Origin of the sequence: Desulfobacula sp. (assembly GCF_030145145.1) — a bacterium.
GTDB lineage: Bacteria > Desulfobacterota > Desulfobacteria > Desulfobacterales > Desulfobacteraceae > Desulfobacula.
The window spans coordinates 16,373-30,796 of sequence record NZ_JAQYWD010000038.1; the positions used below are offsets into that span (position 1 = coordinate 16,373).

Annotated in this window: 13 protein-coding genes; 6 read left to right on the plus strand and 7 right to left on the minus strand. The window is 48.0% G+C overall.

Going from position 1 to position 14,424, the window contains the following annotated elements:
• Nucleotides 1-105 precede the first annotated feature (105 nt).
• The 6 genes from Q1Q15_RS19575 to Q1Q15_RS19600 form a co-directional block, all read right to left on the minus strand.
• The gene (locus Q1Q15_RS19575; protein WP_300463852.1) at nt 106-1,755 is read right to left on the minus strand and encodes a fatty acid CoA ligase family protein; all 1,650 of its coding nucleotides are present in this window, start codon (nt 1,753-1,755) and stop codon (nt 106-108) included.
• On the minus strand, nt 1,752-2,489 hold the full coding sequence (locus tag Q1Q15_RS19580; RefSeq protein ID WP_300463854.1) for a hypothetical protein: 738 nt from the start codon (nt 2,487-2,489) through the stop codon (nt 1,752-1,754). The genes Q1Q15_RS19575 and Q1Q15_RS19580 overlap by 4 nt, the downstream gene beginning before the upstream one ends.
• Before the next feature lie 63 nt (nt 2,490-2,552).
• Entirely contained in the window at nt 2,553-3,467 is a 915-nt protein-coding gene (locus Q1Q15_RS19585; RefSeq protein WP_300463855.1) for an alpha/beta fold hydrolase, read from the minus strand.
• Nucleotides 3,461-4,513: a 3-oxoacyl-ACP synthase III gene (locus tag Q1Q15_RS19590; protein WP_300463856.1), complete on the minus strand. Its 1,053-nt coding sequence runs from the start codon at nt 4,511-4,513 to the stop codon at nt 3,461-3,463. The genes Q1Q15_RS19585 and Q1Q15_RS19590 overlap by 7 nt, the downstream gene beginning before the upstream one ends.
• The gene (locus tag Q1Q15_RS19595) at nt 4,510-8,889 is read right to left on the minus strand and encodes a beta-ketoacyl synthase N-terminal-like domain-containing protein (protein WP_300463857.1); all 4,380 of its coding nucleotides are present in this window, start codon (nt 8,887-8,889) and stop codon (nt 4,510-4,512) included. Before Q1Q15_RS19595 ends, Q1Q15_RS19590 begins: the two co-directional genes overlap by 4 nt.
• An 84-nt stretch (nt 8,890-8,973) precedes the next feature.
• Nucleotides 8,974-9,708, minus strand: a complete 735-nt coding sequence (locus tag Q1Q15_RS19600; protein ID WP_300463858.1) for a rhomboid family intramembrane serine protease — start codon at nt 9,706-9,708, stop codon at nt 8,974-8,976.
• A 110-nt stretch (nt 9,709-9,818) separates the two neighbouring features.
• Here Q1Q15_RS19600 and Q1Q15_RS19605 point away from each other — a divergent pair, with 110 nt between their 5' ends.
• From Q1Q15_RS19605 to Q1Q15_RS19625, 5 genes are all read left to right on the plus strand, one after another.
• Nucleotides 9,819-10,058, plus strand: a complete 240-nt coding sequence (locus Q1Q15_RS19605) for a hypothetical protein (RefSeq protein WP_300463859.1) — start codon at nt 9,819-9,821, stop codon at nt 10,056-10,058.
• A complete protein-coding gene (locus tag Q1Q15_RS19610; RefSeq protein ID WP_300463861.1) occupies nt 10,024-12,048 on the plus strand; it encodes a PAS domain S-box protein in 2,025 nt (674 codons plus the stop codon). The genes Q1Q15_RS19605 and Q1Q15_RS19610 overlap by 35 nt, the downstream gene beginning before the upstream one ends.
• Complete coding sequence (locus tag Q1Q15_RS19615; protein ID WP_300463863.1) at nt 12,024-12,701, plus strand: response regulator transcription factor; 678 nt, start codon at nt 12,024-12,026, stop codon at nt 12,699-12,701. The genes Q1Q15_RS19610 and Q1Q15_RS19615 overlap by 25 nt, the downstream gene beginning before the upstream one ends.
• A 198-nt stretch (nt 12,702-12,899) precedes the next feature.
• Entirely contained in the window at nt 12,900-13,136 is a 237-nt protein-coding gene (locus Q1Q15_RS19620) for a hypothetical protein (RefSeq protein WP_300463865.1), read from the plus strand.
• Nucleotides 13,137-13,248: 112 nt separating this feature from the next.
• A complete protein-coding gene (locus tag Q1Q15_RS19625; protein ID WP_300463867.1) occupies nt 13,249-13,500 on the plus strand; it encodes a hypothetical protein in 252 nt (83 codons plus the stop codon).
• 47 nt (nt 13,501-13,547) lie between these two features.
• Here the strand turns inward: Q1Q15_RS19625 and Q1Q15_RS19630 are convergent, their stop codons facing one another.
• Nucleotides 13,548-14,090, minus strand: coding sequence for a hypothetical protein (locus tag Q1Q15_RS19630; RefSeq protein WP_300463868.1), 543 nt, complete (start codon nt 14,088-14,090; stop codon nt 13,548-13,550).
• A 103-nt stretch (nt 14,091-14,193) separates the two neighbouring features.
• Between Q1Q15_RS19630 and Q1Q15_RS19635 the strand changes: the two genes are divergently transcribed.
• Entirely contained in the window at nt 14,194-14,424 is a 231-nt protein-coding gene (locus Q1Q15_RS19635; protein ID WP_300463870.1) for a MoaD/ThiS family protein, read from the plus strand.

Sequence of the window (14,424 nt, forward strand, 5' to 3'; positions counted from 1 at the left end):
GGACCGCAAATTTTATAAATTGAACGAAATAGCTTGCCTTTTGGCCCATCTACTGCGTTGCATCAAAGGCCAAATAGTTGCCGGCATTGGCAATGATCAGACCTGTCACCGATTCAGTTTTTTTTGTGCTTTAACGGCCAGTTTTTCCCGGAATATTTTCGAGTTGTGCCGGATATCCACAGGGAACGACTTTTCAATAAAAATATGATCAATTTTTGCGGTTAACGGGTTTGATTTTGCCAGTTCAAGCAGTTCATTGATCAATTCTTTCAGGTTGTTTACGGTTGAAAAAGGTTCGATGAACACAACCGGTGTCTGCATGTTTTTGGGGCCTACGCCGGTAAGGGCGCTTCTGAAAACATGTTTATGATTGTTGAAGATGGCTTCCACGGGAATCGTGAACAGGGTTTCCTCTTTGGTGATGACCCGGTGGCCTTTTCTGCCACAAAACCATATCCTTCCCTTTGAATCCCGCCATCCAAGGTCCCCCATCCGATGCCAGGCCGTGCCGTCTGAATCAGGAATTTTAGCCAGCAGGTCTGCTTCAGGGTCGTTGAAATAGTGTTGGGTCACAAGGTCCGCTTTTACGGTTATTTCTCCCACCTGATTTTCAGGGACCTCAAGGTCGTCATGGAGCTGGGTGATGGGGGCATCACTGATGGTGATGATTTTTACCTGGGTGTCGCAGATGGGCCTGCCGATGCACATGCCAAATCCCTGTTCGGAAAGCGTCTTGGTTTCTGCCAGGATTTCATTGGATCCGATGGAGATCACCGGAACAGACTCTGTTGCCCCATAGGGGGTATGGATCTGGGCAGCGCCAGACAGCAGGGTTGAAAATTGTTCAATGTTGGCAGGTGTCACGGGTGCACCCGCTGATACCACCCGCCGCAGGGAGGGCAGTTTGATATTGTTTTCCTTGCCGTATTTGCCCACCCGATTCAGCAGGGCAGGGGAGGCAAACATATTGGTGATACCGTGGTTTTCAATGGCCTCAATGATTTTTTGGGGATTCACAAGGGCAGGTTTGGTTGGATCCATATCCGGAATAACGGCGGTCATGCCCAGAATCGGATCAAAAAGTGCAAACAGGGGAAAGGTGGGCAGATCAATCTCATCCGGATCAATCTGAAAGTGTTCCTGGATCTGTTTGATCTGGGCGTCAAAGTTTCCATGGGTATACACCACCCCCTTGGCAGGGCCGGTTGATCCCGTGGTGAAAACAATGGCAGCGGTTTCATCCCGGCGGGTGTGGGCCCTTGGATAGGGATCATCTGTTGGTAGGATCAGCTGGTCAAGGGTATATCCCCCCCAGAACCATCGTTTGCCCACCGTAACCCATCGGTTGACCGATGTAAAAAAACCGGGTTTGAGTTTTCTTAGCAGATGGGCTTTTTCAATGCCGATAAAGGCTTTGGGTTTTCCCTGCTGCAGGCATTGCAGCATTCTGTCGATCCCCATTCCGGGATCCACCACAACCGGTATGGCCCCCACTTTAAACATGGCAAAGATGAGGATAAAAAATTCCATCCCCGGCGGCACCATTAAAATGGTTCGGGTCCCCCGGAGAATACCGATGCGCTCCAGGCCGAAGGCCAGCTGATCCGATTGCTTTTCCAGCTGGGCGAATGTCATCTGGCTGTAGAGAACCCTGCCGTTTTTATCCCTGCCGGCAGGATAAACCAGTGCACGTTTATAGGGATGGGTTTCCTGTGTTTTTTTTAGACCAAGTGAAATATTTGTATAGGCTGTCATAAAAATTTCTTTTTGAGTTTATAAAGGGTCCCTTTGATAAAGCCCTGGGGAACCGTTTCAATGGGTTTTAAGTTTTGGGTCAGTTCCTGGGCAGGGGCTAACGCACCATGGGCAAGGTCTGTTAACTCCTTTTTTATAACATTTATCTGAACCAGACCCTGTTCTTTGTTGACCCGAAATAAAACATAGGTTTCTTTAACCGGGTTTTCAATTTTTATAAAGGCTTTTTCCAGGGCCTTTTTTTCTTTTTCCCAAATCTTTTTTTCTTTGTCTGCTATCTTTTTTTGATCCGGATATTGATGGGCAATGGCATCAATTCGGGCAATCTCGTTGTCAATGAGGGTCATTACAGTGTTAAAAGAAATCATTGTGTCATAGAGATCCGGAAAATATTTAAAGCTGAACCGGACCATCTCTTCGGGAAGATTGAGATGGCGCAATTCAATGGGTGAATAGATGGCTTTTCCGGCATCAGGGTCTTTGGCGGCAACATACAGGGCATAGCCATAATATGAGGCCATGCCAAGGGTGCCAAGCGCCACAAGAGCCAAAAGGACAAAAAAAATGCGTTTCTTTGACCGCCAGGAAGATTTTTTCCCCCCCGGTATGGTATTGACAGATGCCGTCTGGGTACTGGAATCGTCTTGCCTGGTTTTTTTCTCCTGGATTTCCGGTACCGTCTTTTCCGGTGATGCGGGTGTGTCTTTTTTTTTCTTTTTCCCAAATCCAAGCATGATGGTGTTTTACCCCAGGCATTAGCTAAATGTCAAAACAAAGAATCCTTTTCTGTGGTTGTCTCATTTGTTCAAAAAGGCCTTGATCAGGTGGGTCGTTTCTTCGGGCTTGTCCTCAAACAGGTAATGGCCGGCATCATGAAAAACATGGGTGACAGCTCTGGGAAACCGTGTTTTAAATTCATTTAAAAAGGTCAGGTCAAACACAAAATCCCTGGCGCCCCATAAAAACATCAGATCCGCTTCCTTCAGATGTTTTAACTGCTGATCCACATGATCGACAATGGCGTAGCTCTCATCGGTTTTGCTGAGGGGAATGTCCTGGACAAATCTTAAGGTCGCGATGCGATTTTTCCAGGAATTATAGGGTTCAACAAGGCCTTTTTTGACGGTTTTGGACAAACGGGTGTGACTGCCCAGATACAACGCCCCTTTTGCAAACACGTTAAGACCAAGGACAGCCGGGACCGCAAAAATCCGGATATATTTGATGAGCCACAACAGGAATGGAAATCGTTTCTCCTTTGGCAGGAAAAACCCGGCAGTGTTGGTGATAACGATTTTATCGATTCTATCCAGGTGGTCGACGGCCCAGGCCAGACCAATCATGCCGCCCCAGTCATGGAGAACCAGACTGATTTTTTCATGGATATTTAATTGACGGATCAGGGTATCCAAATCCTTTACCCGGGATTCAAGGGTGTAATTGTAGCTCTTTCCATCGGGTTTGTCGGAAAAGCCGCATCCGATATGATCGGGTACAATGGTACGGAATTCTTTTGAAAGATGACCGATAAGGTGTCGGAAGTAGAACGACCAGGTCGGATTGCCGTGCACCATGAGCACGGGTGCTCCTTTTCCCTGGTCAATATAGTGAAGTTCATGCCCATTAAGGGAGATGAAGTTGGAATCAAAGGGATAGAGCGCTTCAAAGGCGCGTGTGGAGGTCCGTGTGCCATTAATCTGTTTTTCTACCATTCAACACCTAAAATATAACAGTTCAGTCCTGATCCAACCCCAATAAAGGCAACAAAATCTCCGGGCTGCAAAAATCCCCTCTCATCAGCGATGGCAGCTGTCATGGGAAGGGATACCGACCCCATATTACCCAGAAACGGAAAGGTTGCAAAGTCTTTTTTTATATCCTCGTTCAACGCCTCGTAGAATTTCTGGTGGTGCAGGGCCCCGACCTGGTGTCCAATAAATTTATCGGGTTTGCCCGGGGCAAGATCAAATTCCTGTTTAAAGGTCTCAAATGTTTTACCGGCAAGGTCAAGGCCGTGTTCAAGAACACGCTGGGCCTGGGTACGCATGATGACCTTTGAATCCGTTGGCATCCCTTTTTGCTCAAATCCCCAGTGGCAGAGCCGGTGATGTTCAATGGTGTTTTTTACAACCCCCCCTTTAAGGGTATGCTTTCGATTGTCCGGGTTGCCGATGGTGCCGTCTGTTAACAGCACGGCAGCCGCGCCTGATCCACCGGTCAGTGTGGCAATGGCCTCTTTATAAAACGCCAGTGTTTTATGGGTATTGATGTCATCTATGGTTGCATCCACAATTTGCCGGGCGGTTTCACAGGAGACCACAAGACCCGCCTTGATATGGCCCAGTTCTATTTCATTGGCCACATGGACCATGCCGGTTATCATGCCCAGGCAGGCGCTTTTCACATCATAAATATGGGCGTCGCGACCCATGTTCAATCGGTGGGCAACGGAACAGGAGGTGGCGGGTTCAAATCCATCCTGGCCCACCCCGCAATAGGCAAGGGCGCCGATCTGATCCGGGGAGACCCCGGCTTCATCCAGGGCTTTTTGTCCGGCAATGGCGGCATGGTCGGAAAGGGTGTGGTCTTCATCCCAGTATCGTCTTTCTTTGATGCCGGTAAGGGTTGTCAGCTGACCGATATCAAATCCCATTGTCTTGTAAAAAGGGGCCAGTTTTTCTTCCAGCGCTTCCGTGGTCACCACATGGGGGGCAAGCTCATAGCCGAATGATTCTATAAATACCTTTGAATATTTCATTGCTTTCTCCAGAAAGATTCCAGTTCTATTTTTGTCAGACCCACCAGTTTCATTCCCATATTTTTGTACAGGACAATTCTCAAATCATCGGAAAACATGTGGGCATCGGCGATGACATAAGGGTCCGGGGCATACCCCATCTCTTTTATTTCCAGTTCATACCTTACTTTTTTTGTGTCAGGTGTTACCGGTCCCCGGCATTTTAAATCACTTTCATTATGGGGCACAACATCATAAAAGACATCCTTCCGGTCACTGATCCAGCCTATTCTCTGGGTAAAAATCCTTAAGGTATGGGCACAGCATTCATACATCAGGGTGCCCGGCATGACCCGGTCGTCAATAAAATGGCAGGTGAGAAACCAGGCATCCGGGTGGATGTCTGCCTGGGCAATGATGGACCCCATCCCGAACCGGCCGCCTGCCGGATCAAACTCAAGAACCCTGTCAATGAGATGCATCCTTTTGCCGGGAAGCTTTAAGGGGTCTCCCAGTTGCCTGTTAACAAAGTTTTTTCCAAAGGCTGCAGCCAGGTTGCCGTTTCTCAAAGCCTCTACCTGTTCATCGGAATAGCTTTCTTTTTTTACCGGCACCAGGGGGATAAAGTCACAGGGGGAATCGATTTTTTGTACATCCTCGGTCTTTAGAATAATGCCGCCTGAATGTTCAACCTCCTGTTCTGTAAAAAATCCGGCACACCCGTCCCGCATGGAAATGAACAATTGGTCGCGAATATATCCCTTATAATGGAAAAAGAACAGGTATACCTTTCCCTGTTTCAAGAAACGGTCAATTTCAATGTGGTACTCAATGGTTTCTCCGGGTTCGGGCAACGTCCGGTGAAAGGTTACCCTGGCATCCAGCAGCCGGTATTTCCGGGTACCCTTGACCACATGATCAATGCCCAGCCAGGCGCATAAAAACAGATCTGCCTGGCCCGCTTCAATGGAAATGGAAACCGGTGTTTTCCCGCCATCCAGATACCAGGCATCCTCCTTGACATCATGCTGGGTAATGATTTTTCCCGATGTCAGGGAGAGCCTTTCGCCTTGGATTTCCATGATCCTGTCCACCAGCATCAACGGCTCATCCGGCAACCTCACCCGGGCAGGATAGGTATCGATAATCTCAAAGTCTTTTCCCAGCACATTGCCGGCTTTTCCCACGGCATACTCAAGGCATTGCGCCCGATCCAGGAAGGGGCGCTGTGTGGATGTGTCCTGTTGTTGAACCATTGCAGGGAGTGGTTCTAATGGGTTGTCAGGACGGTTCCCGTCAGGCAGCAGGCGCGCCTCGGTCTGGTTCTCTGTCTGGTGGTTAACCCCGCCGGCCAGGCGGGTCAGTGCCGCAAACTGTTTTTCAAGCAGCCCCATGGTTTCATTTGAAAATTCAAGGAATTTTTCATGGGCCTGGGATGTGGCAAGGGTACCCTTGGTTATCAGGGCCGGATCAAATACCGGGTCATGTTGCAATGCGGTTTTTCCAGAATCAGGGGTATTGGATAGCGGGGGGATATCCTCCCGGGGCTTCGTCGGTGCCAAATCCGGGGGCTTGATGGCCTTCCCCGCCAGATGGTCCTGGAGTTTCCGGATGGTTGCTTCTGAAATCTGTCGGGGATTGGTTTTCAGGATAAACGCATCTGTTGATGGGGTGAAAGACCCCGGGACATGTTCATCAAAAAAGGAGACTGCCGGAGAAAGGGTGTCGTTGGATCTGTACTCTTCAAGGATGGCATGGGCGCAGGCGCCATCCAGGGTGATGGATGCCGCACAGGCCGTCAGGATCGTGTCTTTGTCCTGACGGTTCAAAACAACCGGCGTGTCTGTGAAGTGATATTGGTTTCTGTCCAGATTTTTAAAACAGGCGGCCATGGCTTTATTGGACGGCATCACCCGGTAATAGAGGCACAACGCTGTTTTAATAACCGAGAATAAGGCAGATGCCGCCCGGGTGTTTCCGATACGGCTGGCGGCTGAAGTGACATGGCAGGCGGGGGTGCCCGGGGCTTTTGAATAAAGCGTGTTTAACACCCGGGTCTCCGTGGCATCATGTTCCATTATCCCGGAGGCACAGGCCTCATAAAGACAAAGGTCCTTAAAATGGGTTCCTGCGTCGTTGAGAGCGGTTTCAAGGGATCGGGTATACAGGGCCGCTGATCGTTCCGGGTCAGGGGCTGTTTCCCCGGGGATCAGGTCCCCGCCGGCACCGCCCACACCCGTGATTACCCCATAAATCCGGTCATTGTCTTCAATGGCCTGGTCCAGTGGTTTTAAAACCATGGCGGCCGCCCCTTCCGACGGCAGGATCATTTCGGTATGGGGTTTGGCCATGTCATTGAGGCCTGCTTGGCGGATATCCCCTGCAAGGTCTACACAGCCGCAGATAAACAGATCTGTTTCCCCGGCACTTAAAGAATGAATTCCCGCTTCAATGGCTTTGATACCGGAAGCCGCGCCGGCAGACAGGGTGAAACAGGGGCCCCCAAGTTTGAATTCCCTTGCCACCCGGGAGGCCACAATTCCGCCAAGGGCTCCCAGGGTCCGGTTAAAGGTCAAGGGAGGTGAAATTCGGTTTTTCAATGTCTCTTCAAGAGAGTTGATTTTCCATCGAAGATGAAAGTCTGTGGCACCATAATCAAATTCAATGCCGATGGCACAACCGATATGATGCCGTGGCGCTTCATCCGGGGCGGGTCTTGGATTGATTCGGGCATCTTCCAAAGCCCCTTTGGCGGCTTTAAGCAGGAGGATGTGCTGGGGCAGGATATCGTGCATCTGATTGGGGGGGATATGGAATTCGCCCAGCCGGGTTGACACATGATCCATATAAAATCCCGGCATTTCTCCGGCAGCCTCAGGCTGGGGCCTTCTCCACCTTAATCCGGGCGGTTCGGGCTTTAAACGGGTTTTATCAAACATCAGATCTTTAAATTGGGACAGGCAAAGACACTCTTTTGTAATGGTTTCCATGCCAATGATGGCGCAGGGGATCGTTTTGAAGACCGCTTTTTTTTTCCTGGCGCTTACCCGATGGGGGGCGGCACCAGGGTTAAATTCTTCAATCAGCAGATGGGCATTGATTCCGCCAAATCCAAAAGCGCTGATACCGGCTTTCCGTGTCGCATGGGGGGCGCCGGGTATCCACGGTTCAGCTTGGGTTTGAACCGTGACTGCACTGTCGTTTAAAAGGCTGGTGGAAGATGGGGCGGAATAATTTAAAGACGGTGGTAAGAGTCCTTCATTCATGGACAAAACGGTTTTAATGAATCCGGCTGCACCGGCGGCCGTCAACAGATGGCCGATCATTGATTTGACAGATCCAATGGAAAGGGGCGTCTCCTGACAGTTGAAGAGACTGCGTAACGTATGAATGCTGGACAATTCCACCTGATCCCCCACAGGGGTACCTGACCCATGACATTCCATGTACTGGATATCGCCAGGCGACCAGGCGGCCTGCTCATAGGCCTGGATCATGGCGCGTACCTGTCCTTCCGAGGCCGGTCCCACAAGGGTTCCCTCAATATCATTGGATACCCCGGCCCCGGAAATGACCGCATGGATCGTATCGCCGCAGTCAATGGCATCTTCCAGTCGTTTCAGCACGATGATGCCGGTGCCTTCTCCCACCACCAGTCCGTCCGCTGACCGGTCAAAGGGAGAGCACCTGCCCGAGGGGGACAAGGCTTGAAGTTGGGAAAATCCGATCTGGGTATACAATGAATCCGGCCGGGAAACCCCACCGGCCACCATGATATCCGCTTTTTTTAACTGCAGGTGTTCACAGGCCAGTTTGATGGCATATAAGGAGGATGCACACGCAGCATCAAGGGTATGGCTCCCCCCTTCAAATCCCATGGCCCGTGCCAGGATTGCGGCAGGAAGTGAGACCACGGCTGTCCGGGAAAAATCCTTTGGACCGGGGCGTTTTATGGTTCCATCGCAAAGGACCTGCCAGGAGAACAAAGAAGATGTGTCCGTGGGAAGGGCAATGGCGGCAAGGATAACGCCGGTTCGTTTTTTATCCTCCCGGGTATGCGAGCAGTTTAAAAAAGCATCTCTGCCCGCCTGCAGCACCAGTTGGTGTACCGGGTCGAGCGCCGTTAACAGGGTTTTGTCCACCAGAAAACCGTTGGGATCAAATTGAAAATTTTCAATGAGGCCGGCTTTGCTGGAAATGGCTTTGTCCGGAAGGGTCTGCCGGGAGATAAAATCATTAACAGGCCCGACCCATCGATGGTCCGGTACCTGAATCACCGCATCTCTTTTATGGAGGATATTGTCAAGGAAATGGCGGGTATCCCGGGCCTGGGGAAATATCCCGGCCATTGCCACAACGGCAATTTTACCGAATTTTTGTCTTGTGTGCAGTTTCATATGGGCTCATATAATTGAGAACCCAATGGATTTCAAGGCAGCAGTGTAAAATTTGTGTAAAAATGGCCGCCTCCGAAAGTTGAGTCAGGTGAAAATAAGAAAAAAGCCCGTGATAACTGATCTTGCCAAAAGCCACACGGTTATCCCCACAAAGAAAAGGGCTAAGCCATGATCCAGAATCGTTTCTTTTCGTTTCTCATTGTATCCCAGTACCCATCCAAAAACAATGCCGGCCAGTAATCCTCCGGCATGACCCCAGTTATTGATGTTGGGCATTAGAAAACCGATGAGAACCAGGCTGACCACCCAGCCGGAGGTCTGTTTGTACACCAGTTGTCCCCATTGCCCTCCCCTGGACTTGCCGAAATAGAGGGCTGCGCCAATGAGTCCGCAAAGCCCGGATGAAGCGCCTATGGTCAGATAAACATTGCCGACATAGGACAATAAAAATCCAGCTATCCCGGCCAGGGTATAGATGGAAAACATTCGTGCCAGGCCGAATTCCTGCATCACCAGCGGGGCAACCGTTCTCAGGGCCATCATGTTGAACAGGATATGGAGTAGACCACCGTGGAGCCAGTTGGCGGTAATCAAAGACCACCAGGCTTCAAATTTAACAATGGGCAGACGGCCCGATGCCCCCAAAAAATTTAATACGTCCAGGGACGGGGTTAACATGTAAAACGGGTTCAGGGACAGGATCATGTTGTTGCCGCTGTAGACCAGGCTGACCACAAACATGATGACATTGGTATAAATAATTGCCTTCAGGACAATGGCGGCGGTGAAAAACGGTTTATGTCGTTTATAGTGTGTCATGCTGATTCGGCGTTATAAAGATTATCCTTGATAAAGTCAATAAGACTGATTTTAAACAGCAATTCTCATTATGGTGATAACAAGCCTGACCCGGTTTGGTTATAGTCATAATGAGACTTGCTGGTTTTAAAAATTATAGTTTGAAAATAAGCAATAATGGGGTAAAATCAATCCATTTTCCAATTTTTCATGGTGGGGGCAAGCGATCCTGCATCCTTAAAACAGCAAGACCCGGTCTGAAAGAGATGTCAACCGCAGCGCTGAGGGATGAAAAAGAAGAAATGCATGGTATCCTAGCGATGAAAGGGTGTTTGGATGAAACAAAACAAATCAATCCGGGAAAAGTTTGATCAATTACGCAGCCAGGCCAGAACACGGATAAAAGATAAGAATTTTATCCGACCACCGGTCGATTTAGAAGATCCGCTTAAAATAATTCATGAACTCCAGACATTTCAGATTGAGCTGGAATTGCAAAATGACGAACTCCGCCGCTCCCAGCAGGCCCTCATGGAATCCCAAAATAGCTATACGGAACTCTACGATTTTGCACCGATAGGCTATGTCACGCTCAATTCAAAAGGAGTGATCTTAAATGCCAACCTGACCTTTGCCCATATGCTGTCCATTGAAAGAAATGACCTGATAAACCAGTCGTTGACAGACCATATTGTGTTTAAAGACCAGGATATCTATTACCGGCATATGCGACATCTTTTTGATTCAAAAATACGACAGATTTGTGAACTGCAACTGCAAAAAAAAGGGGGTCCACCATTTCATGTGCACCTGGAAAGCACGGTTGTTTCGGATAAATTCGGTGATTCAACACAATGCCTGATGGTGGTCATGGATATCACCCAGCGATTCGAAACAGAGAAGCGCTTGAAAGCGGCTTATGATATTATTCAGCAAAGCCCGGCCGTGGTTTTTCTTTGGAAAAATACAAAAGGATGGCCGGTTGAATTTGTGTCGGAAAATGTGATGGATTTACTGGGGTATTCTGCGGACGATTTTATGCTGGGAAACCTGCTCTATACAACCGTTGTTCACCCCGATGACTTGGTGCTTGTAGCAGGAGAGGTGGCCCATTTCAGTCGTGACAAAGACCGGAAAAGATTTATTCACTCCCCCTATCGTATTGTTACCAGAAACGGCAAAATAAAATGGATTAGTGATCGTACAGACATCTGCAGAGACGAAAAAGGCAATATCACCCATTACCAGGGCATTGTATTAGATATTACCATACGGAATAAGGCTGAAAAAGCACTCAAGGAACAAACGGATTTTTTGAATGCCCTGCTGGAGACAATTTCCAGTCCAATTTTTTATAAAGATACAAAGGGGCGGTACACGGGATGTAACAGGGCCTTTGAGAATTTAACCGGCCGGTTGCGGTCTCACATCATTGGCAAGACAGTCTATGATATGGAGCCTAAGAAGATTGCTGACCGTTACCATCAAAAGGATGTGGCGCTCTTTAAAAAAAAGGACAAGCAGCGCTATGAGGGGAAACTGAAAAGAACCAGTGGAGAGGTGAGAGATGTTATTTTTGATAAAGCCTGTCTTCATGATACCACCGGTAAGGTTAGTGGCCTGGTGGGGGTTATCTCGGATATTACGGAGCGGAAGCATGCAGAAGATCTTGTGCGGGATCTTTCCCAACGGTTGATGCAGGCCCAGGAGAGCGAGCGGCAGATGATTTCCTGTGAACTGCACGACAGCATCGCCCAGAATCTTTCCACATTAAAACTATATTCCAGCCGGCTGTTTAACGCCCTGTCATCTTCTGAATCAGACATCAAGGCGTTATCAGCAGATGCGGCCAGGCTCCTGGATCAAACCATTACCGCGGTCAGGGATCTTGCTTATGATTTGAGGCCACCCAGCCTGGAACATATGGGGCTTGTTGCTGCCCTTGATGCCTTTTGCGAAGAGTTTGCGGAAAAAAATGATATCCGGGTTGATTTTCAGGCTGCGGGTATCCATGAATCAAAACTGACCCCTGATGCTCAAATTAATTTATACCGCCTGGTGATGGAAGGGTTGAACAATATCCGGAAGCATGCTGCTGCAGATAAAGCGACCATACGGCTTGTGGGGGCATACCCGAATGTTATCCTTCGAATTGAAGATAACGGCAAAGGGTTTGATGTAAAAGAACGGGAACGCTCCATTGTCAATGAAAAACGAATGGGTCTGCGAAGCATGAGAGAAAGGGCGAATTTGCTTAAAGGTCAAATGTCAATTCATTCCCAGTTGAATAAGGGGACGCAAATCGTCATTAAACTGCCATTAAAGGATAAACCAAAATGGATCAAAAAAAGCGAATTTTAATTATTGATGATCACCCCCTTTTCCGGGAAGGCATTAAAACCATCATACAGAGCGACAGCCGGTATGAGGTGGTTGGTGAAGCGGGGAATGCAAGCCAGGGTCTCAATTTGGCCAGAAATCTCAGGCCGGATCTGGCCGTAGTGGATATCTCCCTTCCGGATATCAGCGGGTTTGACCTTATCCGGGATATACGGAAAGATTCCCCGGATATCCTCATCCTGGTGTTGAGTATGCATTCCAAGGTAGACTATATCGTCAAAGCCTTCCAGGCCGGTGCCAGTGGCTACCTCACCAAAGAGTCCGCTGCAGATATGCTCATCACCGGCATTGAGCAAACCTTAAAAGGGGATTATTTTATGGATACGTCGGTATCCCAGCAGGTGGTAAAAAAACTGGCTGAGCTGCCGGGTAAAAAGCCTGTTGACATGGTTAAAGGCTATGATGCATTAACCGCCAGAGAGCAGGAAGTCATGGCCCTGGTGGCCAATGGGATGTCCTCCCAAAACATTGCAGACAAATTGTTTATCAGCCCTAAAACAGTGGACAATCACCGTTCCAACATCCTTAAAAAACTCAATATCAGCACTGTGATAGAACTGGCTCGGTATGCTGCCAGGCTCGGCTTGATTGATCTGGATCTCTGGAAAGAATAACATCCTGTCCGCTATCCATCTTTCGGGAAATACCCCTTCATCGGTTTTGGGAAACGGTTCCAACCAGGATTTTTTCCCGATAAAAATGAGTCCTTTCCCCTATTTACAATAAAAATAAAATCCAGTACTAATTTGTGTATTGTGATCGTCCAGACTGTCAATGGCATGTTTTTTTATTCAGCATAAAGGATCTATCAGATGCCAACCAACGCTTCAACTATGTCCGTTTGTTATAATGAACTGTATGACAATATGGTTTTAAAAAAAGAATATGTAAAACGATCGGTAATCGATAGACGGTCATTTCTGGATAGGCGTTCGTTAGGCGTTGGTACTGAATATGCCGGTAAAGAGCGAAGAAAGAAAAAAGACAGGAGAAACGGCTGGGAAGACAGATGTGAATGGAAATCCATGGACCGGTGGAACCGCTTTTGACGGTCTTTATTTCCATCAGCCGTTATCCTAGAGAGGCTCAATGCTCTCCAACGGATGATGTGCGGTCTGTTTTGTTCGGAAACGATATTTTCCATAATTTCGGGAGACGGATATGAAAGGCTATTTGCCAACTAAAAACCTCATTTTTTTTAACCCGGGAAAGTCAGGCATGGTATTGATCCATCCTGCAAATCACTATATCAGTGTGGAACGACTTTTGAAAACCCAGGAATCCCTGGTGCAAAAAACGGATCATCCCGTCGTGTATATTGAAGACCGAAGGGGTAAGCCCCGACAGAAACGGGAGATGCTGACAGGAGATCTGTCAATGGGCAGGGTGACGGATTTTGATTTGGTCATGTAATGGGACCTGTGGTTTCACGCGGCATGCACACGAAAAATACCCCAACATCAATTCAGTTTGATATCATCAATTTCCACCGCGTTTAAATATGATTTAACGGCGCCCAAGGTCAGGGTAAACATTTTGGTCCCGGTTAAAATGGCCATGGGATCGTTTTTACACTTACAGGTAAATGCAAAGGCCGGTCCCATTATATTGGCTGGATTCTGGGCTTCTTCAGGGTTTTCCTGCATCATTTTCAAGTAGGTATTTAATCGGTCTTTTAAGATTTCAAAGTAATCAATGTTTTGGCCGGTGGTGGTTTGGGTAAGGGTTGAGATGTTGCGGGATATTTCCCTGATATATTCCCAGAAGGCTTCTGCTAAAGGCCCTTTGTGTTTGTCTGTCGGTGACATGAAAAAGGAAATTGACCAGCCAACACTCAAGATTTTCAACAGCTGAAGTTCATATTCCAGAGTTGTCAGGTTTAAATCGCTGGTTTCAGGTATGGCAGCGATGAGTTCTTTCATATCGGTCCTGTCAATGGCAAAGGTTGCCAGGTTCTGGGACAATTTGTCCAAGGTAAGGGTTTCTTTTTTTTTCGGGTCCATAATTCTTTGTTTTTTTATTAAATTGATGTACAAAATAATTCACTTATGCCATATAATGTGTCATCTTAAATAACAGCAGAAGCAAAAAGTGTAAACACATATAATGATAAAGATAGATCTCAGGCTGTTTGTCACCTTGGCAAAATATCTTCCTAAAAATAGTGGTAGTTTTGAAATCCCGGAACAAACTACTGTTGAGATGCTGATTCTGGATCTGGGTATCCCGCTGGAGCTGGTGAAACTGATTTTTGTCAACGGGAAGCGGCAGGATCGCAATTATCCATTAAAACACAATGACCGGTTGGGTCTTTTTCCACCGGTTGGAGGCGGATAG

Coding starts and splice junctions, on each gene's coding strand:
- Q1Q15_RS19575 (WP_300463852.1), bottom strand. CDS start 1,755: ATGACAGCCTATACAAATATTTCACTTGGTCTAAAAAAAACACAGGAA.
- Q1Q15_RS19580 (WP_300463854.1), bottom strand. CDS start 2,489: ATGCTTGGATTTGGGAAAAAGAAAAAAAAAGACACACCCGCATCACCG.
- Q1Q15_RS19585 (WP_300463855.1), bottom strand. CDS start 3,467: ATGGTAGAAAAACAGATTAATGGCACACGGACCTCCACACGCGCCTTT.
- Q1Q15_RS19590 (WP_300463856.1), bottom strand. CDS start 4,513: ATGAAATATTCAAAGGTATTTATAGAATCATTCGGCTATGAGCTTGCC.
- Q1Q15_RS19595 (WP_300463857.1), bottom strand. CDS start 8,889: ATGAAACTGCACACAAGACAAAAATTCGGTAAAATTGCCGTTGTGGCA.
- Q1Q15_RS19600 (WP_300463858.1), bottom strand. CDS start 9,708: ATGACACACTATAAACGACATAAACCGTTTTTCACCGCCGCCATTGTC.
- Q1Q15_RS19605 (WP_300463859.1), top strand. CDS start 9,819: ATGAGACTTGCTGGTTTTAAAAATTATAGTTTGAAAATAAGCAATAAT.
- Q1Q15_RS19610 (WP_300463861.1), top strand. CDS start 10,024: ATGAAACAAAACAAATCAATCCGGGAAAAGTTTGATCAATTACGCAGC.
- Q1Q15_RS19615 (WP_300463863.1), top strand. CDS start 12,024: ATGGATCAAAAAAAGCGAATTTTAATTATTGATGATCACCCCCTTTTC.
- Q1Q15_RS19620 (WP_300463865.1), top strand. CDS start 12,900: ATGCCAACCAACGCTTCAACTATGTCCGTTTGTTATAATGAACTGTAT.
- Q1Q15_RS19625 (WP_300463867.1), top strand. CDS start 13,249: ATGAAAGGCTATTTGCCAACTAAAAACCTCATTTTTTTTAACCCGGGA.
- Q1Q15_RS19630 (WP_300463868.1), bottom strand. CDS start 14,090: ATGGACCCGAAAAAAAAAGAAACCCTTACCTTGGACAAATTGTCCCAG.
- Q1Q15_RS19635 (WP_300463870.1), top strand. CDS start 14,194: ATGATAAAGATAGATCTCAGGCTGTTTGTCACCTTGGCAAAATATCTT.